Origin of the sequence: Myxococcus sp. CA051A (assembly GCF_013336705.1) — a bacterium.
GTDB classification, from domain to species: domain Bacteria; phylum Myxococcota; class Myxococcia; order Myxococcales; family Myxococcaceae; genus Myxococcus; species Myxococcus llanfairpwllgwyngyllgogerychwyrndrobwllllantysiliogogogochensis.
This window is the reverse complement of the sequence record NZ_JABUMS010000004.1, coordinates 1-19,176: the sequence shown is the minus strand read 5'-3', so window position 1 is coordinate 19,176 and position 19,176 is coordinate 1. Positions and strand designations below refer to the sequence as shown.

General features: G+C 69.8%; 17 protein-coding genes and 1 pseudogene. 4 read left to right on the top strand and 14 right to left on the bottom strand.

Annotated features, from left to right (window positions below):
- Window positions 1–42 precede the first annotated feature (42 nt).
- Window positions 43–672, top strand: a complete 630-nt coding sequence (locus tag HUA74_RS13635; protein ID WP_141645832.1) for a histidine phosphatase family protein — start codon at window positions 43–45, stop codon at window positions 670–672.
- Window positions 673–906: 234 nt separating this feature from the next.
- Here the strand turns inward: HUA74_RS13635 and HUA74_RS13630 are convergent, their stop codons facing one another.
- The 3 genes from HUA74_RS13630 to HUA74_RS13620 form a co-directional block, all read right to left on the bottom strand.
- Complete coding sequence (locus tag HUA74_RS13630) at window positions 907–2,262, bottom strand: aminotransferase class I/II-fold pyridoxal phosphate-dependent enzyme (RefSeq protein ID WP_174454892.1); 1,356 nt, start codon at window positions 2,260–2,262, stop codon at window positions 907–909.
- Window positions 2,263–2,550: 288 nt separating this feature from the next.
- Window positions 2,551–4,506 carry an acetate--CoA ligase gene (acs, locus tag HUA74_RS13625; protein WP_141645834.1) on the bottom strand — a complete coding sequence of 652 codons (1,956 nt, stop codon included), beginning with the start codon at window positions 4,504–4,506 and terminating at the stop codon, window positions 2,551–2,553.
- Between the two features lie 67 nt (window positions 4,507–4,573).
- On the bottom strand, window positions 4,574–5,053 hold the full coding sequence (locus HUA74_RS13620) for a hypothetical protein (RefSeq protein ID WP_371817236.1): 480 nt from the start codon (window positions 5,051–5,053) through the stop codon (window positions 4,574–4,576).
- A 69-nt stretch (window positions 5,054–5,122) separates the two neighbouring features.
- Here HUA74_RS13620 and HUA74_RS13615 point away from each other — a divergent pair, with 69 nt between their 5' ends.
- The 3 genes from HUA74_RS13615 (at window position 5,123) to HUA74_RS13605 (ending at window position 8,398) form a co-directional block, all read left to right on the top strand.
- Window positions 5,123–5,545, top strand: a complete 423-nt coding sequence (locus HUA74_RS13615) for an NUDIX hydrolase (RefSeq protein WP_141645835.1) — start codon at window positions 5,123–5,125, stop codon at window positions 5,543–5,545.
- A 16-nt stretch (window positions 5,546–5,561) separates the two neighbouring features.
- Window positions 5,562–7,607: a site-2 protease family protein gene (locus tag HUA74_RS13610; RefSeq protein WP_174454891.1), complete on the top strand. Its 2,046-nt coding sequence runs from the start codon at window positions 5,562–5,564 to the stop codon at window positions 7,605–7,607.
- Window positions 7,608–7,720: 113 nt separating this feature from the next.
- Window positions 7,721–8,398 carry a hypothetical protein gene (locus tag HUA74_RS13605; protein WP_141645837.1) on the top strand — a complete coding sequence of 226 codons (678 nt, stop codon included), beginning with the start codon at window positions 7,721–7,723 and terminating at the stop codon, window positions 8,396–8,398.
- Between the two features lie 254 nt (window positions 8,399–8,652).
- Here HUA74_RS13605 and moaD read toward each other — a convergent pair whose 3' ends face one another.
- The 11 genes and pseudogenes from moaD to HUA74_RS13550 all read right to left on the bottom strand — a co-directional run.
- Complete coding sequence (gene moaD / locus HUA74_RS46625) at window positions 8,653–9,327, bottom strand: molybdopterin converting factor subunit 1 (protein WP_174454890.1); 675 nt, start codon at window positions 9,325–9,327, stop codon at window positions 8,653–8,655.
- The gene (locus HUA74_RS13595) at window positions 9,324–11,183 is read right to left on the bottom strand and encodes a PKD domain-containing protein (protein WP_174454889.1); all 1,860 of its coding nucleotides are present in this window, start codon (window positions 11,181–11,183) and stop codon (window positions 9,324–9,326) included. The genes moaD and HUA74_RS13595 overlap by 4 nt, the downstream gene beginning before the upstream one ends.
- 6 nt (window positions 11,184–11,189) lie before the next feature.
- Window positions 11,190–11,918: an MXAN_2562 family outer membrane beta-barrel protein gene (locus tag HUA74_RS13590; RefSeq protein WP_174454888.1), complete on the bottom strand. Its 729-nt coding sequence runs from the start codon at window positions 11,916–11,918 to the stop codon at window positions 11,190–11,192.
- The gene (locus HUA74_RS13585; RefSeq protein WP_174454887.1) at window positions 11,915–12,814 is read right to left on the bottom strand and encodes an MXAN_2561 family MXYO-CTERM-anchored protein; all 900 of its coding nucleotides are present in this window, start codon (window positions 12,812–12,814) and stop codon (window positions 11,915–11,917) included. The genes HUA74_RS13590 and HUA74_RS13585 overlap by 4 nt, the downstream gene beginning before the upstream one ends.
- Window positions 12,815–12,939: 125 nt before the next feature.
- Window positions 12,940–13,968, bottom strand: coding sequence for an aspartate-semialdehyde dehydrogenase (locus tag HUA74_RS13580; RefSeq protein WP_174454886.1), 1,029 nt, complete (start codon window positions 13,966–13,968; stop codon window positions 12,940–12,942).
- A 43-nt stretch (window positions 13,969–14,011) separates the two neighbouring features.
- Window positions 14,012–14,749 (bottom strand): tRNA (adenosine(37)-N6)-threonylcarbamoyltransferase complex dimerization subunit type 1 TsaB, encoded by a 738-nt coding sequence (tsaB, locus tag HUA74_RS13575; RefSeq protein WP_174454885.1) that lies wholly within the window; start codon window positions 14,747–14,749, stop codon window positions 14,012–14,014.
- Between the two features lie 9 nt (window positions 14,750–14,758).
- Complete coding sequence (locus HUA74_RS13570; protein ID WP_174454884.1) at window positions 14,759–15,241, bottom strand: septal ring lytic transglycosylase RlpA family protein; 483 nt, start codon at window positions 15,239–15,241, stop codon at window positions 14,759–14,761.
- 7 nt (window positions 15,242–15,248) lie between these two features.
- Window positions 15,249–16,886, bottom strand: a complete 1,638-nt coding sequence (gene rseP / locus HUA74_RS13565) for an RIP metalloprotease RseP (RefSeq protein WP_174454883.1) — start codon at window positions 16,884–16,886, stop codon at window positions 15,249–15,251.
- Between the two features lie 84 nt (window positions 16,887–16,970).
- Window positions 16,971–17,801 (bottom strand): phosphatidate cytidylyltransferase, encoded by an 831-nt coding sequence (locus HUA74_RS13560; protein ID WP_174454882.1) that lies wholly within the window; start codon window positions 17,799–17,801, stop codon window positions 16,971–16,973.
- The gene (uppS, locus tag HUA74_RS13555; protein ID WP_141644889.1) at window positions 17,798–18,589 is read right to left on the bottom strand and encodes a polyprenyl diphosphate synthase; all 792 of its coding nucleotides are present in this window, start codon (window positions 18,587–18,589) and stop codon (window positions 17,798–17,800) included. Before uppS ends, HUA74_RS13560 begins: the two co-directional genes overlap by 4 nt.
- A gap of 165 nt (window positions 18,590–18,754) precedes the next feature.
- A pseudogene (locus HUA74_RS13550) lies at window positions 18,755–19,176 on the bottom strand (short-chain dehydrogenase); the annotation flags it as partial.

Here is a 19,176-nt window from a genome sequence, read left to right as displayed (position 1 = left end):
GGAGTCCTTGCCCCGCCCGAGGCCTGTCGTCAGGCTTCGGGCATGAAGACCGAGCTCATCCTGCTGCGGCACGGCGAGACGGAGTGGAACGCCCTGGGGCTGCTCCAGGGCCACCGGGACAGCCCCTTGAGCGCCGAGGGGCTGCGTCAGGCGGACGCGCTCGCGGCGCGGCTGTCCACCCTCTCCTTCAGCGCGCTGTACAGCAGCGACCTGGGTCGGGCGATGCAGACCGCCCAGCGCATCGCCGCGAGGACGGGCCACCCGGTCCACTCGGACGCGCGGCTGAGGGAGCGCGGGCTGGGCATCCTCGAAGGACTCACCCGCGAGGAGGCGAGTCGCCAGCATCCAGAGATTTTCGGCGAGTACGCCACCAACGCGCCGGACTTCGTCGTCCCGGGAGGCGAGAGCACGTCCCAGCGACTGGGGCACGCGGTGGAGTGCCTGGGTGAAGTGGGCAGCCGCCACCCCGGCGAGCGCGTCGTCGTCGTCACCCACGGGGGCGTGCTGAGCAGCTTCTTCCGACACAGCCTGGGGATTCCGCCGAGCACGCCGCGCGCCTTCTCGGTGCTCAACGCGTGCTGGAACCAGTTCGACTATCACCAGGGCGCGTTCCGGCTGGTGACGTGGGGCGACATCACGCACCTGCGCGACGACAGCCTCGACGACACCTGAGCGGCACAGCCGGCTTCGCCGGGATTCGCGAAGCCGATTGGAGTAACCGCGGCGACAGCGCGAGGCTCAGGCCTCGGCGCGAGCACCTGACCTGGCACTTGCCCGGCTCGGCGCGAGCATCAGACTTCGGCGCGCGCCCGACTCGACGCGCGCGGCTCAGACCTCGGCGCGCTTGCCCGACTCGACGCGCGCGGCTCAGACCTCGGCGCGCTTGCCCGACTCGACGCGCGCGGCTCAGACCTCGGCGCGCTTGCCTGACTCGGCGCGAGCGACCCGTAACGGGCTCGGCTGAGGGGACTCGAGCATGGTCCGGGCCTCTTCGACGGCGTTGAGCACCACCTCGGCGCCCTGCTTCATCTGCGCCACCGTGTGCGACGACATCACCTGCATGCGGAAGCGCGACTCGCGGATGCGCACCGCCGGGTACTCCACCAGGTTGGGGAACACGCCGCGCTCGAACACCAGCTTCGATGCCACGCGCGCCACCTTCGGGTCCCCCAGCGGCACCGGCACCACGTTGGACGGCTCCCCCAGACACTTCACTCCGCGCTCGGCGAACGCGGCGCGCAACGCGAGGATGTTCTCCATCGCCCGAGCGCGCAGCACGTCACCCTCCTCCGAGCGGACGATGCGCAGCGACTCCAGCGCCACCGCGGCCTGCACGGGCACCAGCGCATTGGAGAAGATGTGCGGCCCGCCCATGACGCGGACGAACTGGCGCACCGCCGCCGAGCGCGTCGCCACGAAGCCGCCATTGGACGAGAACGTCTTCGAGAAGGAACCCACCACCAGGTCCACCTTCCCCAGCAGGTTCTGCGCCCCCAGGCTGCCCGTGCCCTTGGGCCCCAGCGCGCCCAGGTCGTGCGCCACGTCGACCAGCAGCGTCGCGCCGAACTCGTGACAGATGGTCTGTAGCTCCTCGATGCGAGGAATGTCCGAGTCCATGGAGAACAGGCCCTCGGTGACGACGAGGATGCCGTTGGCCGCGTCGCTCGCGCGCAGCTCCTGGAGCTTGCGGCGCATCGCGCGGTTGTTCAGGTGCGGCACGCGGCTCACCTTCTGAGTCGCCGCGTTCGCGCCTTGCTGAAGGCTCGCGTGGGACAGCGCGTCCAGCACCACGTGGTCCTCGGGACGTACCAGCCCGGCAATGGCACCGAAGCCCGCGCCCCACCCCGTCGCGAACAGCGCCACGTACGGCATCTCCAGGTGCTCGGCGAGCGCCTGCTCCAACTTGAGCGACGGCGCCGTGTTCCCCCCGAACATCCCGGAGCCCGCGCTGTGCACGCCGAAGTCACGAATGGCCCGGTGCGCCGCCTCCACCACGGACGGATGCGTGGACAGCGCCAGGTAGTCCTGCGAACCGAAGTTCAAACCCTGCCGCGCCACTCCCGTCTCGCTGCGCACGGCGCACTCGGCCATGGGCGCTCCGTCCAGGCTCCGCGAATACGGCCACAACCCGGTCTGCCGCCGCGACTCCTGCCACTCGAAGAACGCCTCCGTGCGGCCCAGCAAGTCAGGCCCCGTGGGGTTCGTGTAGTTGGCGATGAAATGGGTGAACAGCGGCGAGTCGAGCTGATCGCGGAGATTCATGAACACATCCGAGGGGGAGGGTAAACGACGCTGGAAACAAGACCTGGGGCGTCGCGCTCGGGGGGGTGAGCGCGGCCTCTAATGCCCCTGTAATCTTCCAGTGTCAACAACTCCTCAACACCTGAATATTTCGGATTGTTAGCGCAGACCGACCGTCACACGTAGGGTGAAACCCAGTTGCAGTTCCGACCTGAGTGGTTTCACGTAGGGCACCCGAGCCACCACGTCCCACAGGGGCGAAGGCAGGGGGCCTGATTCGACGCTCCCCTGCCCTGCCTCGGGGTATGGCTATTCGTCGTTCTGCTGGAGCGCCGCGAGGACGTTGAGGTCCTCCAGCGTGGTGGTGTCCTGCGAGGACTGCTTTCCGGCGGCGACGTCGCGCAGCAGGCGGCGCATGATTTTTCCGGAGCGCGTCTTGGGCAGGGCCTCCGCGAAGCGAATCTCATCCGGCCGGGCAATCGCGCCAATCTCCTTGGAGACGTGCTGGGCCAGCTCCTTCTTGAGCTCGGGGGACGGGGCGTGGCCCTGCTTGAGCGTGACGAAGGCCACCAGCGCGGTGCCCTTCAAGTCGTCGGGGCGACCCACCACGGCGGCCTCGGACACACGGGGGTGCGAGACGAGGGCGCTCTCCACCTCGGCGGTGCCCAGGCGGTGGCCCGCCACGTTGACGACGTCATCCACGCGGCCCATCAACCAGAAGTAGCCGTCCGCATCGGTGCGCGCGCCGTCGCCGGTGAAGTACTTGCCGGGCAGCTCGCTGAAGTACGTGCGCACGTAGCGCTCCGGGTCGCCGTACACGGTGCGCAGCATGGAGGGCCACGGCTGGGTGACGAAGAGCAGACCGCCCTGCCCCTTCGGCACCGCGTTGCCCTGACGGTCCAAAATCTCCGCGTGGATGCCGGGCAGGGGCAGCGTGGCGGAGCCCGGCTTGGTCGGCGTGGCCCCGGGCAACGGCGAAATCATGATGGAGCCCGTCTCCGTCTGCCACCAGGTGTCCACGACGGGGCAGCGCCCGCCGCCAATGACCTCGCGGTACCACATCCACGCCTCGGGATTGATGGGCTCCCCCACGCTGCCCAGCAGGCGCAGCGAGGACAGGTCCTTCTTGCGCGGGTGCTCCTCGCCCAGGCGCATGAAGGCGCGGATGGCGGTGGGCGCGGTGTAGAGGATGGTGGCCTTGTAGCGCTCGATGATGTCCCAGAACCGGTCCGGCGCCGGGTGTGTGGGCGCGCCCTCGTAGATGACCGTCGTCGCGCCGTTCATCAGCGGCCCGTAGACGACGTAGCTGTGCCCCGTCACCCAGCCCACGTCGGCGGTGCACCAGTAGACGTCGTCCTCGCGCAAGTCGAACACCCAGCGCGTGGTGAGCGACGCCATCACCGAGTAGCCCGCGGTGGTGTGCAGCACGCCCTTGGGCTTTCCGGTGGAGCCGGAGGTGTAGAGGATGAACAGCGGGTGCTCGCTCTCCACCCACTCCGGCTCGCACGTGTCGGACTGGTCCTTCACCAGCGCGTCCCACGCCAGGAGCTTCGAGTCGTTCAGCGCCAGCGAGTCGCCCGTGCGCCGCAGCACCACCACCTTCTCCACGGTGGTCATGGTCTTCAGCGCGGCTTCCACGTTCTTGAGCAGCGGCACCACCGCGCCCTTGCGCCAGCCGCCGTCCGCGGTGAGCACCACCTTGGCGCCCGCGTCGTTCATGCGCTCCTGGAGTGCTTCCGTGGAGAAGCCGCCGAACACCACCGAGTGCACCGCGCCGATGCGCGCGCACGCCAGCATCGCCACCGCGGCCTCGGGCACCATGGGCAGATAGATGCCCACGCGATCGCCCTTCTTGATGCCCAGCGACTTGAGGCCGTTCGCCAGCCGGTTCACCTGCGTGGACAGCTCACCGTAGGTGATGCTGCGGCGGTCTCCGGGCTCGCCCTCGAAGAGGATGGCCGGCTTGTCGCGGCGCGTGGCGAGGTGCCGGTCCAGGCAGTTGTAGGCCAGATTGGTGCGTCCCTCGACGAACCACCGCGCGTGCGGCGGCTTCCATTCGAGCACCGTCTGGAAGGGCTCCTTCCAGTACAGCTCCTCGCGGGCGCGGTCTCCCCAGTACTTGTCCGGGTTCCTGGCGGCCTCGTCCCACAGGCGCTGGTAGTCCTCCATGCTCTTCAAGAGAGCGCGTTGGGAGAACGCCTGGGGCGGTGGGAAGACGCGGGCCTCGGTCAGGACCGAGACAATCTCTTGGTGCGTTTCAGCCATGGGCTCCTCCACGGAGTGGGCGACAACCCCTCTGTTCTAGGAACCCGCGAGGCCAGGCTCAAGCGCGCTATTCGCAGCGCTTCGCTTCCTTGACGGCTTCAAAACGCATCCACAGCTCGCAGGCGCAGTCCGTCGGACGCTGATCGGTCTGGTAGCGCACCCGCATCACCCCATCGAAGCGCGTCCCGCACTGCGTCGTGGCGTCGATGTGGATGTTGGCCTCGTCGAGCAGACACTCCTGCCCTCGCACCGTGGCCGAGGCGTTCACGATGGTGCCGTCGATGGAGAAGTCGTCTCCCTCGGCGAGGAAGTAGCCGATGAGCTGCGTGTCGAGCAGCCCGAAGTCCAGGCGGACGACGCGCCCGGTGACCTGGAGGGTGCCGTGGAACTGGTCCTGGTTGGCGGGGTAGAGACCGCACTCGTCGCGGAAGACCTCCACGGGAGTGAACTGGTAGTCACCCGGGTCCTGGTTGAAGGGCAGACAGCCCGACATGGCGCTCACGAGGAGGGCGGGGACAAGCAGGCGGAAGCGTCTCACGGTGGACACGGTGCGCACCATACTCCACGGACGCATCGAGTGCAGTGCGGACGTGACGGTCGGGGTAGACTGGGGGCCATGCCCGAATACCGCAACCCCAAGCCCACCGTGGACTGCATCATCGAGCTTCCCGGCGGACGCATCGTCCTCATCCGCCGCGCGAATCCGCCCATCGGGTGGGCGCTGCCGGGCGGGTTCGTGGACGAGGGAGAGCCGCTGGACGCGGCGGCCATTCGCGAGGTGAAGGAGGAGACGGGGCTCGACGTGAAGCTGGTGGAGCAGTTCTTCACGTACTCGGACCCGAAGAGGGACCCTCGCCAACACACGCTGTCCACGGTGTACATCGGCACCTCGGAGGGCGCTCCCCAGGGCTCGGACGACGCGGCGGAAGCGCGCACCTTCGCGCTGGACGCGCTGCCGTCCGACTTGTGCTTCGACCACGGAACCATCCTCTCCGACTACCTGGCCTACAAGCGGACCGGGCAGCGGCGGAAGCTGTAGGGCGCGGCCTTCCGGGATGCACTACGCGCTCGTCCTGCTCGCCCTTGGGGCGCTGTTGGCCCTGCACGAGTTGGGGCACCTCGTCGCCGCGCGGCTGCTCGGCGTGCGGGTGCCTCGCTTCGTCTTCGGGTTCGGCCCTCCGATGGCGTCCTTCCGGTTGGGAGGGACGCAGTTCGTCGTGGGCGCGGTGCCCCTGGGCGCCACGGTGCATATCCAGGGGATGAATCCGCACCGCGCGGACGCGGCGGAGGCCGTCAGTTTCCGGGCCATGGGGCCGGTGCGGCGCGCGCTCATCATCCTGGCGGGGCCGCTGGCCAACTACCTCTTCGCATTGGGCGTCCTCTTCGCGCTGTACACGTCGGGCACGCACGTGGTGGTGCCGCTGACGGTGGGCACGGTGCGGCCCGGTTCGGAGGCGGCGCGGGCACAACTGCTTCCGGGAGACCGCATCGACACGGTGGATGGGCAGCCACTGCGCACCTGGACGGAGTTCGTGGAGAAGGTGGCGGTGGGGGTGGGCCGCACGCTGGAGCTGCGGGTGAACCGACACGGCGAGACGCGCGTGGTGAGCGTGCGTCCCCGCGCGGATGAGCGGGGCGAGGGCCGCATCGGCGTGAGCCAGCAGTACGTCTACCGCTCGCATGCGCCGGGCGAGGCGCTGGGCCATGCGTTCGTCCACACGATGAACCTCGCGTCGGAGGGTGGGACGATGCTCCTGCGGCTGGTGCGAGGTGGCCAGCCCCATGGAGGACCGACGGGGCCCGGCGCGCTGGTGCGGCAGGAGTCGTCGGACGCGGCGTCCTCGGGTGTGGACTCGGTGCTGCGGGCCTTGGTGGCTGCGTCGATGGCGTTGGCGTTGCTGACGCTGTTGCCGGTTCCCGGGTTGGATGGTGGGCGGGTGTTGTTGCTGATGATTGAAGTGGCGAGCGGGCGCAAGCTGCCACCGCGCGTGGAGACCGTGGCGCAGACGGTGGGCTTCCTCGCGATTTCGGTGGTCATCGTCGCGGTGGCGGCGGCCGAGATTCGGGGCGCGCTTCCCGAGCGATTCAGGTGGGGGACGCAGACGGCAACGGGGACTCCCGCGACACCTGGAACGGGAATGCCCACGGTCGCCGGCTCGACGCCTCCGTCGGGTCCAGGTGGACCGACTGCTCCTCCTGTTGCTGGAGCCAGTGGGCCCGTGGCGCCTGCGACGGGTCCCGTGCCTCCGGCTGTCGCTGGTGCAGGTGGGGCGATTGCTCCTGCTGTCGCGGGAGCCGGTGGGATTGTGGCGCCCACTGGTACCGGGGAAGGTGGAGCGATTGCTCCTGCTGTCGCGGGAGCCGGTGTGACTGCGGCGCCTGCGGGTACTGGAACAGGTGGAGCGATTACACCTGCTATCGCGGGAGCCAGTGGAACCGTGGCGCCTGCTGGTACCGGTGCGGGTGGAGCGATTGCTCCCGCTGTCACTGGCAACGGTGGGACTGTGGCGCCTGCTGGTACCGGGACAGGTGGAGCGATTGCGCCTGCTGTCGCTGGAACCGGTGTGACTGCGGCGCCTGCGGGTACCGGGACAGCCGGAACAACTGCACCTGCTATCTCGGGAGCCGGTGGCACTGTGACGCCCGCTGGTACTGGTGCGGGTGGAGCAGGTGCTCCTGCTGTCACTGGAAACGGTGGGCCCGTGGCGCCTGTTGGCACCGGAGCGAGTGGAACGATTCCGCCTGCCGCAGCGGGAAAGAGTGGTTCAGCACCGCCTGCTGTCAATGGAAACGGTGGGCCCGTGGCGCCTGTTGGCACCGGAGCGAGTGGAACGGTTCCGCCTGCCGCCACAGGAGCGAGTGGTTCAGCACCGCCTGCTGCCAATGGAAGCAACGGAACCGCAGCGCCTGTTGGCACCGGAGCGAGTGGAACGGTTCCGCCTGCCGCCACAGGAGCGAGTGGTTCAGCACCGCCTGCTGTCGCGGGAACCGGTGGGCCCGTGCCACCTGCTGTCCCCGGCGGACCCACCGAACCCGCGAAGAACGGGCCGAACACACCGAGCCCCACCTCGCCAGGTGGGCCGAGTACGCCCTCGAGGTGATTCGCCCGGGGAACCCCTGACCTCCCTTGGTTGTCGGGTAGGCGGGCGGACGTTTCGTGTCCACCGGTGGGCTTCCGCGCCCGATGACGCGGCCGAGAGGCAGCAGGACGCATATGCTTGTACGCGAGATGAGCACCAAGGCGGACGGCGGGCTGTATTTCGAGCTGTACTGGGGCGAGAACCTCGCGGATGCCTGGAGCTACGGGCCCGAGCAGGCGAAGGTGCATGCCGCGCCCGATGAAAAGGCGCCCCTGCCCCTCTACGGCTTCACGCTGCCAGAGGAGCCCTTCCTCATGGCAGAACGCACCGGACGCGGCTGGCGCATCCACCTGCCGCCCAACGTCCACGTGGAGCACAAGGCACGCGGCGACGCCTTCACCTCCGTCCCAGCCAATCAGCTCGTGAAGGACCAGGGCCGGACCTCCGTGGCCCTCGCGGATGGAATGACGCTGCGGCTGACGGAAGGTCAGCTCTCGCTGCTCGTCCAGGGCTCCGTCGTGAAGGAGCGCGTCGGCCCCCTCCAGTGGAAGGACATGGGCTGGCTGCTCATCGTCGGCCTGCTCTTCTTGAGCCTTCCGGTGGGCTTCCTGCTCGCGGGCCCCACGCCACAACGCGCGGCCGAATCCAACGCACGCGCGCTGCAACTGGCGGCCGACAAGGAAGCCGCGCGTCGCAAGCAGATGGGCCTGGACACGCCCATGCGGCCCATCACCGATGCGGAGCGCTCGCAGCAGCAGACCGATGGAGGCCCGGAGGAGGTCCACATCCCCGCGACCTTCCGCTCGCGCTGAGGCCTCCATGCGCGCGGACGGGCCCGGGCCCCCGCGCGGCCCGAGCCTGAGTCGAGGACCCCGCCGCTTCGACACCCGAGACAACAGCCGCAACAACCTGCTCTACGCGGTGCTCTCGCTGGGAGAGTTCCACAACAACCATCACCACCGCGCGGGCCGGGTCCGTCAGGGCGTCGCGTGGTGGGAAGTGGACCTGGTGTACCTCGTGCTGCGCGGGCTCGAGCAGCTGGGACTCATCTGGGACCTGTGCGGCGTCACGGCCCCAGCCCGACCCAGACCTCGCCGTCCTCGAAGAACTCCTTCTTCCAGATGGGCACGTCCTGCTTGAGTCGTTCGATGGCGTGCTCGCAACCCCGGAACGCCTCCTTGCGATGCGGGGCCGCGGCGGCGATGACCACCGCCAGCTCTCCGGGCACCAGCGTGCCCACGCGGTGGACAATTGCCAGCCGCACGCCCGGCCACAGCGCCGTGGCCTCGGCCCCAATCTCCGCCAGCTTCTTCTCCGCCATGGGCGCGTAGGCCTCGTACTCCAGCCGCAGCACGCGACGTCCCTTCGTCTGGTTGCGCACCGAGCCGCTGAACGTCACCAGCCCGCCGTACGCCTCGCCGCCCACCGCCTCCACCACGTCCTCCAACCGCAGCGGACGGTCCACCACCTGGAACAACCCAGGCGAGCCACCCGCCACCGGAGGAATCAACGCGACCTCCGCGCCCTGTCGCACCGGTGCCTCGGCGCTCACGAACTCCTGGTCCACCGCCACCCGCAGGTGCGGCAGCAACGGCTCCAGCCCCGGATGCGCCGTCGCGAGCAACCGGAGCACGTCTCGCACCGTCGCGCCCTCGGGCACGTCGAGCGACTCGCGCGCCCGTCCCGTCCGCTCACGAGCGGCGGCGAAGTACAGCACGGTGACGGCGCCACCCGCGCTCACTGCCAACCTCGTCCCGTCCGCGCGTCCTCGCGAAGCCGCAGGCTCCCCTTGAGTCGGGCGCCCCCTTCGGCGAGCGAGAAGTCCAGGAAGGCCGAGTCCAGCGGCGTGACACCCTCCATCACCGCCTTGACGAGCGCCTGGGCCGACGCGAGCCGCTCCGCCGACACCCCAGGCACCGACTCCTGCGCCTCCAGGTCCGCGCGCAGCTGGCCCAGGTCCGCCATCACCGACATGTGCCCGGCACCAAACGTCTCGCCCCCGAAGCGCTCGCGCAGCGCGCGCCCCACGTCGCCGCGCGGCCGGCCGTCCAGCGACTCTCCCGCGACGAGCGTGGCCCGCTCCGGCCCCACCTTGAGCTGCACCGGATAGCCCCACATCAGGGTCCGGTAGAGCTTGCCTCCCGGGACTTTCTCCGCGCTGAAGCGCAGCGACGTGCCCTGCAGCCGCGCATCGAGCAGCCTCAGCACCGGCTCCGCGGACGTAAGCCCCGCGTCGATCAGCACCGTGCCCTTGGGCTCCGGCCGCTGCTTCTGCACGAAGCCCCGCAGGAACCCGGGCGCATCGAAGTACACCAGCATGGCCACGTCGCCGCGCAGCGCCTTCAGCAGCGCCTCCGCGTCCAGCCCCCGCGCGCGCCAGCGCTCCACGGTGCGCTCCCGGTGCGGTGAGCCCGGAGCACCGAACGCCAGCTTCGCCAGCTCCTCGGGCGGCACGGAGAGCTGCGCGGCCGCCACCGGCCCCAGCGCGCTGTCCGCCAGCAACGCCGACGCGGGAGCATCCGCCCCCTGCAGCAGCGGCCGAGTGGACGACAGGAAGCCATCCAACACCAGCCGCTCCGGCTGCACCGTCAGCGACGCGAAGAACCCGCGAACCGGCCCCGCCTCCTCCGCGTCCTCGGCCCGCTGCAACGCGCCCGAGTACAGGTAGACATTGCCTTCGGCCACCTTCGGCCGCAGCTCCGTCAGCAGCGCGGACTCGGAGAGACCCTCACCGGACAGCCCCAGCACCGCGCGGCGCGCCACCTCGACGTCGCCCACCACCGCCGGCGCCTCCTCCTGAGCCAGCACCTCCACGGGCTCGCCCTCCCCGGGCACCACGTCCTCGTCCGCCGCGTCCGGAATCGCGAGGTACAGATAGCCCCGGTCGACGAACAGCAGCATCGGCTCGCCGGAGTCCAGGGGCGTCACGCGCATGGTGCCATCCTCCGTGGCGGTCACCTCGTGGCCCACCGCCTCCAACTCCTTCGCCACCGCCGCGAGCGCCGCGTCGGGCTCCGTCACGCCCAGCAGCGCCACCACGCCGTCGAACCCGGGCAGCAGGAACAGTCCAAAGCCCTCTTCCGGGTCCACGACACTCGCGCCACTCGTCAGGCTGTTCAGCACGAGCGACACCAGCGGAGCCTCCCGCAGCACCTGCTCGGCCTCATCGGGACCGACGAGCCGCTCGTAGAAGTCCACCAGCGGCTCCACGTTGCCCTGAAGCCTGGGCACCCACAGCAGCGACCGCGCATCCGAGGGCACCGCGCGCGGCAACGGGCGCGGCACCACCGTGAGTCGCACGCTGCCGACCTCCTGGCCCTCATGCAGCGCGCGAACGGTGAACGTGCCCGCGCGGGCGAAGGCATGCGACAGCCGGGAGCCCGTCCGTGAAGGCGTCCCGTCGCCAGGCTCCCAGGTGAGGGCCTGCGCCCCCGCCTCGCCCGAGCCCAGCTCCACGGGAACGCCCGCCTCCACCGTGCGGTCCGCGCCCAGGTCCGCCCGGACGACGCGCCGGCAGCCGGAGGCCCAGGGCCCCACGGCGACCATCAAGAGAAAGTGCGCGACGAACGAGCGGGAGGAGCGCGGAAAAAGCGGCATCCGCCGCTAATAGTCCAGCGCGAGTCCGAACATCCAGCGCCGGCTGGAGAGCACGAAGCCCGGCTTGCCGAAATTGTCCACATCCGCGTAGGTGTACTCGGCGAACAGGTAGCTGTGGTTGATGCCCAGCCCCGAGTCGAAGTCGCGCGCGAAGCGCGGCTGCAGCACGTCCAGCAGGAAGGCCACCCCGCCCGTCGCGCCCCAACCCCACTTGCCACCGCTGGCGGTGATGCCGTCCGCCGTCTCGGTGTCGCTGCCCTTCGTCACCCACCACGGCGTGTAGATGAGCCCCAGCTTGCCGTACGGCACCAGGGGGACTCCCCACTCGAAGGCCGCGTAGTCGAACTTGTAGAAGAGGTTGAACGCCAGCGGCACCACCTTCAGCGCCGTCTGCTCCGCCGCGTTGCCTCCGCCCGCGAGCTTCGCGGCCGCGTACTTCTCCCCGTAGCCCGCCGACACACCCACGCCCGCGGTGCCGATGCCCTGGTAGAAGTAGCGCTGCAGCTCCAGCTCGACGAGCAGCAGCGATGCGTCACCGAACGTGTCCTCGTAGGGCGTATTCCCGTTGAGCGCCTTCTCGTCATCCAAGAGCGGCTTGTAGCCGCCCACCCGGATGATGATGCCGCCGCTGCGCGACGACTCCATCTGCTCGGTCGAAACCACTCCGACGTCCTGCGCCCACGCCGGCAGCGCGGCAACCATCATGGCCACACTCACGGCCCATGCCCGACTCATGACAGCTTCCTCCTCGACGTCATCCAGAACCCCAGGGCCGCCACCACGGCGCCCAGCGCGAGGCCACCCCCGCCCGCCCCACACCCGCCCGTCTCCGCACCACCCGCCGCGTGATACGCCGCGAAGAAACCATCGCTCGGAATCGGCGAGCCAGTCGCCAGAGGCGACGCCGGGCTCTGATTGCCCGCCTTGTCGAAGGCGAAGGCACGCACGCCGTACTCCTTCTCGTTCTCCAGCTCATCCATCCGGAACACCGTGTTGTCGGACGTCTGCGTCTTCGAGCGCACCACCTCGCCCGCGGTGGCCGTCCCGCCATCCCCATCCCCTGGCACCAGCTCCACCACCTCCACCAGCATGCTCGTCGTGTCGCTGGGCACCGTCACGCTGACACTCAGCGCGCTGTCCAGGCCCGTCACGCCCGGCAGTGCCGGCGCCAGGGGAGAGGTCGGGTCCAGGATGAAGTTGACGCTCGGCGAGCCCACGCTGGAGGTCGTACTGTCGCAGGCCCCAAGCGAGTCCTGCTTCTCCACCGTCGCACAGAGCCTGTAGGTCTTGTCCGCCGTCTGGGTTTCACACGTGAGGCCACCCGCGGCGAGCGCATCACTCATGCGCAGCTCGAGTGTGCCGGACGTAGTGGCGGTGTTCCCCTCGGCGATTTCCAAGATTTCCTTGTCCCCCTCGCCCGGTTCCCCCGAACAGTTGCCGTCCGACAACCAGAAGACGAGCGGACTGCACGCGAGGGTCCCCGTCCGCGACCAGGAGACGGACCTGCGATCGGCGCAGTTGGCCTTGGAGACGACGATGTCGTTGTCGACGATGACCGAGCCGGAGAACGTCACGGTCTGCCCCAGGGCGGTCGACGCGAAGAGCAGGAGCACGGCGAATGTGAGGCGCATGGGTAGCCGGAAGCTAGCAAGCGGGAGGCCACGTTGAAATCGTTCCCGCAGGCCTACTTCTGGCCCTCGCGGGCCGCTCCGGCGAGCCAAACAGGCAGGGCGACCGCGGCCGGCGTGCCAATTTGTCAGACGGGGCGTTCAGCCAGCTTCAGGCCGGCCTCCACCAGGTTGAGGGCGGCGCCCCGGGTGGCGTTGTCCACGGCGGCGAAGAGCGTCACCCACTCGGGGGCCTGGGGGAAGGCGCGCACCCGGCCCACGTGCACCGTGGGGTCCGACGTGACGAGCATGGGCATGGGGTAGATGCGCTCACCGGGGGTGTCCAGCACCTTGAGGGCGGGTGACGTCTTCAGGGCCGCGCGCACCTGCTCCACCGGGCCCGCCTTCTTCAGCTGCACGTTGAGGGTGAGGCCGTGGCCGTAGAAGCTGGGCACCTGCACCGCGGTGCCAGCGAGCACGGGCGCGTCGCCTCGCGTCGCGAACAGCCGCGCGGCCTCCAGCGTCCAGCCGCCCTCCTCCTCCGTCCACGGGGAGCCCACCATGAAGCCGCCCACCTGGGGCACCAGGTTGAAGCCCACGCGGTGCGGGAAGGCGCTCGGGTCCGGCTCGCGCCCGGACATCAAATCCGCGGTCTGCTTCTCCAGCTCCGCCACGCCACGCACGCCCGCGCTGGACACGCTCATCATCGCCGTCACCTGCGCGCGCACCACGCCGAAGGCCCGGCGCAGGGGCTCCATCACATGCACCGACGCCGTCGTCACCGCGCTCGGCAGGCACACCAGGCGCCCCTTCATCGTCGCGCCCAAGAGTTCCGTGTTGAAGCCCGGCAGCACCAGCGGGACGTTGCCGTCGGACCGGAAGGCGGAGCTGACATCCACCACCCACGCGCCCGCGGCCTGAGCGGCCGGAGCCAGCGTGCGCGACGCCTCCGCCGGCGTGGCCAGCAACACCAGCCCCATGCCCTTGAAGGCCTCCGGAACGGCGCGCTCCACCTCCAGCGAGTCCTCGCCGTACTCCACCTCCAGCCCCTTCGAGCGCTCGGAGCCGAAGGCGCGCACCTGCTCCGCGGGCACGTCGCGCGCGTACAGCGCGGCCAACACCTCACGGCCCACCACACCCGTGGCGCCCACCACGGCAATCTTGAGATTCTCGTTCATCGCGCGTCCTTTGCATCGCCCGAGCGCGTGAGCGCTGGACGCTTCAGTCGTCCTTCAACCGCGCCGTGGGCGCAGGCCCCGGCAGCGGAGGGAACTTGGGGTTTCGCTCCGGCTCGGAGGCCCGCACGTAGTGCGGCTCCATGGCGAAGAGGGCCTCGAGCGAGAACGTCTCTGGCATGCGTGCCAGCCGCGTCAGCTCCACCGCCGAGGGAAAGTCCGGCCCCGTCAACAGTCGCTCCGCCGCCACACCGTGCGACACCAGCGCCGCGCGGTAGTCCACCAGCGCAGGCCCCAGCGCCACCGCGCGCGGCTCCGCGGCCATGCGCGCGGCCACGTCCTTGGGCGACATGGCCGTCTCCGGCTCCAGCGCCTCCACCGTCGCGCCGCGCCGAACATACGCGCCCAGGTACAGGTCGTCCTTGCGCGCCACGGCCAGGCAGTAGAGCGGCACGTCCTCCGGGCCCTCCAGCGCCACGGCCGCCAACGAGGACGCGCCCGCGACCTTGAGGTTCGCCGCGTACGCCAACGACTTCACCGTGGCCAGGCCGATGCGCAACCCCGTGAAGGAGCCCGGGCCCAGGCCCACGATGAGGCCCTCCAAATCCCCGAGCTTGACGCCATGGCGGTCCAGCAGCTCACCGACGACACCAGGCAGCGCCTCGCTCTGCTTCACGGGAGGACGCACCACGGAGTGCTCCACCGCGCGCACGGCCCCCTCCGGCCCGCGCTCCACCAGGGCGAGCGACATCGTCAGCGTGGAGGTGTCCAGCGCGAGGAACATGGGCGCTCCCTACACCGGCACGGCCCACATTGCGCGGGGAATCTCCGACACGGCGTCCTTGCAGCGGTACAGCCGCACGCGCACCACGCCCTTGTCCAGCATGCCCAGCTTGGAGGCGGCGGCCTTCGAGACGTCGATGATGCGTCCATCCACGTATGGCCCCCGGTCATTCACGCGCACCTGCACGGCGCGGCCGTTCTCCATGTTCACCACGCGCAGGCACGCGCCAAAGCGCTCCTTGCGGTGCGCGGCGGTGAACTCGTTCTGGTTGAAGCGCTCCCCGCTCGCGGTGGGACGGCCGTGCAGCCCCGGGCCGTAGAACGAGGCCAGCCCCTCGCCCACGTAGGAGCGAGGCATCTGCTCGCGCTTCGTTACCCGGGGCGAGGACGGCTCCGGGCTGGAGTCCTCCCGCGAGTCTGGCTTCGCGGCGCGCGACGCGCACCCGGTGGAGATGCCCAGCGCCAGCAAGATGACGAAGGTGCTCGCGCGCATGGGACCTCTAGCGGGTGATGTCGTTGGTGAAGACCAGGAGCATCAGCAGGATGAGCAGCGCCAGACCCACCATGTTGGCGGCCTCGCGCACGCGCACGGGGATGGGGCGACGGCGGATGCCCTCCCACGCGGCGGACAGCAACGCGAAGCCATCCAGCACGGGGATGGGCAGCAGGTTCATCACGCCCAGGTTGATGGAGATGATGGCCATCAGGTTGAGGAAGGAGTCGAGCCCCTGCTCGGCGCTCCGGGCCGCCAGCTGGTACATCATGATGGGGCCGCCCACCGTGCTCAGCGGCACGTCGCGGGTGACCAGCCCCCCGAGCACCTTCACCATCTGCCCCACGATTTTCGGCACCACGATGGCCGCCTGCTTCAGCGCCGCGGCCGGGCCCAGGTGCACCGTCACCTCGTCCGCCCGGGCCACGTCCGCGTCCACGAGCGTCCACCCGCGCGCGCCCAGGGAGAGCTTCGTGAGCTGCTGCCCCATCCCGTCCTCCGCCATCAGCGGGGCCTGCGAGAGATTCTCGGTGTGCTCGCCGTCCGTGCTCCGCCACGTCAGCGTGAAGGGCTTCGCCTCCGCCCCGCTGAGCTTCACCTCCAGCATCCGGAAGGACGGGAGGACCTCGCCGTCCAGCGAGACGATGCGGTCACCCTGCTTGAGCCCGGCCTTCTCCGCCGCGCTGCCGGGCACCACCGTCGCGACATATTGGTCCGCCGGCTCCGCGCCCAGCGCCGCCAGGCCCGCACCGGGCTGACGGGGCACCGTCACCTCCGCCACGCGGGCCACCTGCCCCTGCACCACGCCCGCCGCCACGGTGTCCATGCGCCGCACGACGACCTTGAGCGGCTCCCCTTCCGGGTGCCGGCCCAGCTCCTGATACAGCCGCGCCTCGTCCGGAACGTTCGTCCCGTTGACGCTCAGCACCCGGTCGAACGTCCGCAGCCCCGCGGCCTCCGCCACGGACCCCGGAGGCACACCCACCAGGGGCGGCTTGGCCAGCGGCAGCACGCCGATGAGGCCCCGCTCCACCGTGTCGATGGGCGACGTCTCCGTGTTCTTGATGGGCTTCACCGTCAACGTCACCGGCTGGCCATCGCGCTCCACGACGATGGGAATCGGCCGCTCGAAGCGCCCGACGAAGGTGTCCCGCATGTCGTCGAAGGTGCGCACTGACTCGCCCTCCACGGACAGCACCCGGTCTCCGGGGCGCATGCCAGCGGCGGCTGCGGGCATTCCGGGCTCCACGTACCCCACCAGGGTGGACGTGGCCTGGTGCGGGCCGAGGAACACGAAGAAATAGACGATGACGGGAAAGATGAGGTTGAAGGCCGGCCCCGCCAGGACGATGAGGCCGCGCTTCCAGGGGGGCTGCGCCAGGAAGCCGCGCTTGGCTTCCTCGGGGCTCAGTTCTTCATGGGGCAGGTCGCCCGCCATCTTCACGAAGCCGCCCAGGGGCAGGATGGCGATTTGATACTCCGTCTCGCCCTTCACGAAGCCGATGAGCTTGGGCCCGAAGCCGATGGAGAACTTGAGGACCTTCACCCCGCAGGCTTTCGCCACGAGGAAATGGCCAAGCTCGTGCACTGTCACGAGCACGCCAAGCAGGAGGATGAAGAACCCCAGGTTCTGAAGTGAGGGCATGGCGGCAACAGTAATCGTGAGCCCCCGGACGGACAACGCACATCCGGGCCCGCCAGCCAGGCGGGCGAGCGAAATCTCACGATTCTACGGAAGCAGGCCGCGCACGAACTGCACGTAGACGAACACCAGGGGGGCGTTGAAGAGCAAAGCGTCGATGCGGTCCAGCACCCCACCGTGCCCGGGGATGAGGAAACCCGAGTCCTTCACCCCGTACGCGCGCTTCAGCATGGACTCGCACAAGTCACCCACGGGACCCAACAGGCCGCCGGCGATGCCCAGCAGCACGCAGTCCCACACGGTGAACACAGGGAAGAAGAAGCCCCGGGCGATGAACATGCCGCCCACCGAGCCGAGCATGCCGCCGAAGAAGCCCTCCCACGTCTTGTTGGGGCTCACCTCGGGGTACAGCTTGTGGCGCCCCAGGAAGCGGCCGAAGAAGTACGCGGCGGTGTCGTTGGCCCACGTAATCGTCAGCGCGCAGATGACCCACGCCAGACCATGGTCCGGCAGCAGCCGCAGCGCGGACAGGGCGGTGAGGCCCACGGCGCCGTACAGGAAGCCGTTGACCAGGTGCGCCGTGCGCGTGGGGGCCTCCGCGAGCGGGCCCTTGAACAGGTGGAATATCCACGCGAAGAACGAGAAGACGACGGTGAGCCAGAAGGCCGTCTCTCCCGTGCGCGCCGCGTCCTTGAGCGGCAGGAACGGCATCACCGCGGCGAAGGCCATGCCCACCCAGGCAGCCGCGTTCAGCCGCTTCTGGACGATGAGATAGTACTCACCCACGCACGCGGCGGCGGCGAGGCCCAACAGGCCCGCGCTCCACACGCCGCCGAGGAAGAGCAGCAACACCACGAGCGGCAGGAGCGTCAGCGCCGTCACGATGCGCACGACGAGGTTCTTGTTCTTGTCGTTCACGCCTTGGCCCGCTGGGGGGTGTCCTCCCGCTTGACTTGGGCGGAAGTGAGACCGAAGCGCCGCTCTCGCTGCTGGTACTGAGACACGCAGCGGAGAAACTCATCGGTGCGGAAGTCCGGCCAGAGGGCGTCGGTGAAGCACAGTTCCGCGTACGCCATCTGCCAGAGCAGGAAGTTGGACACGCGCTGCTCGCCGCTGGTGCGCACCACCAGGTCCAGCGGGGGCAGCCCGTTCGTCCACAGGAAGGACTCGAAGTCGGCTTCTTCCACCCGGCCCGCCAACAGCTCGCCCCGGGAGATGGCCTCCGCCATCCGACTGGCGGCGTGGAGGATTTCCTCCCGGCCGCCGTAGGACAGCGCCAGCGACAGCACCATGCCGGTGTTGTGCGCCGAGTCGGCGATGAGCCGGTCCAACGGCTCCCGCACGAAGCGGGGCAGGCGCCCCACGTCACCCACCGCGTTCAGGCGGATGCCGTTGTCGAGGATTTCGGCCCGCTCGCGCTCCAGGTAGTCGCGCAGCAGGTCCATCAGCCCGGCGACCTCCTCCGCGGGGCGGGCCCAGTTCTGTGAGGAAAAGGCGTAGAGGGTCAGGGCCTGGATGCCCACGCGGCGGGCGGTGCGGGTCACCTCCCGCACACTGGAGCTCCCTTCGCGGTGGCCCTCAAGTCGGTCCAGACCCCGCGACTCCGCCCACCGACCGTTGCCATCCATGATGATGCCCACGTGGCGCGGCACGGGCCGGGCCTTGACCTGATTTTCGAGGGCGGAAACCACTAGGGGGCGTTCCATTCGAGCCGCGCACCCTACCGGCGCAGAGGGGCCACGTCCACGAGCGCGTGGCCCAACCGTCGCCCGAGGCCCCTGGTCGGTCGCCCGCTCGGTGCGAGCGGCCCAGGACTCCCAGACCATGTAGGCCCGGGTGGGCCCGGCCCGGGTGCGGGCGAAAGGACGGATTCAGTCGACGGGCCAGTTGGGGCGGGCGATCTCGATGGGGCTGTTGTGCCAGGACGCGTAGGCGGTGGCGTCGGCGACGCGGTAGGGCGTGCGATAGGTGCGCTCGAAGTACTCGTCCCAGTGGGGCTGGGAGCCGTCCAGGTCGGTGAAGCCGTACTCGCGGGCCAGGGCCCAGGAGCTATGGACGGTGCCGGCCTTGGTGGCGACGTTCGGGTCCGCGGCGAGCGCGGCGACGGCGCGGCCGACGTAGGACGGTGACTCGGAGGCGATGAAGTCCGGCTCCACTTTCGCGCCGTCGCGCCAGTTCGCCTCGGTGACGCCGAAGCCCTCCAGCATCTCCTCGGAGCGCAGGAAGCCGGGCGTCACGGCGAGCGCGGTGACGCGGGTGCGACGCAAGTCTCGCGACATGGCGAACGCGAGCC

What these genes read in the sequence shown, in the direction of transcription:
- HUA74_RS13585 (WP_174454887.1), bottom strand. Translation starts at nt 12,814, where the DNA reads ATGCGCCTCACATTCGCCGTGCTCCTGCTCTTCGCGTCGACCGCCCTG.
- tsaB (WP_174454885.1), bottom strand. Translation starts at nt 14,749, where the DNA reads ATGTTCCTCGCGCTGGACACCTCCACGCTGACGATGTCGCTCGCCCTG.
- acs (WP_141645834.1), bottom strand. Translation starts at nt 4,506, where the DNA reads ATGGCTGAAACGCACCAAGAGATTGTCTCGGTCCTGACCGAGGCCCGC.
- HUA74_RS13580 (WP_174454886.1), bottom strand. Translation starts at nt 13,968, where the DNA reads ATGAACGAGAATCTCAAGATTGCCGTGGTGGGCGCCACGGGTGTGGTG.
- HUA74_RS13615 (WP_141645835.1), top strand. Translation starts at nt 5,123, where the DNA reads ATGCCCGAATACCGCAACCCCAAGCCCACCGTGGACTGCATCATCGAG.
- HUA74_RS13595 (WP_174454889.1), bottom strand. Translation starts at nt 11,183, where the DNA reads ATGCCGCTTTTTCCGCGCTCCTCCCGCTCGTTCGTCGCGCACTTTCTC.
- HUA74_RS13590 (WP_174454888.1), bottom strand. Translation starts at nt 11,918, where the DNA reads ATGAGTCGGGCATGGGCCGTGAGTGTGGCCATGATGGTTGCCGCGCTG.
- HUA74_RS13635 (WP_141645832.1), top strand. Translation starts at nt 43, where the DNA reads ATGAAGACCGAGCTCATCCTGCTGCGGCACGGCGAGACGGAGTGGAAC.
- HUA74_RS13570 (WP_174454884.1), bottom strand. Translation starts at nt 15,241, where the DNA reads ATGCGCGCGAGCACCTTCGTCATCTTGCTGGCGCTGGGCATCTCCACC.
- uppS (WP_141644889.1), bottom strand. Translation starts at nt 18,589, where the DNA reads ATGGAACGCCCCCTAGTGGTTTCCGCCCTCGAAAATCAGGTCAAGGCC.
- HUA74_RS13610 (WP_174454891.1), top strand. Translation starts at nt 5,562, where the DNA reads ATGCACTACGCGCTCGTCCTGCTCGCCCTTGGGGCGCTGTTGGCCCTG.
- HUA74_RS13605 (WP_141645837.1), top strand. Translation starts at nt 7,721, where the DNA reads ATGCTTGTACGCGAGATGAGCACCAAGGCGGACGGCGGGCTGTATTTC.
- rseP (WP_174454883.1), bottom strand. Translation starts at nt 16,886, where the DNA reads ATGCCCTCACTTCAGAACCTGGGGTTCTTCATCCTCCTGCTTGGCGTG.
- HUA74_RS13630 (WP_174454892.1), bottom strand. Translation starts at nt 2,262, where the DNA reads ATGAATCTCCGCGATCAGCTCGACTCGCCGCTGTTCACCCATTTCATC.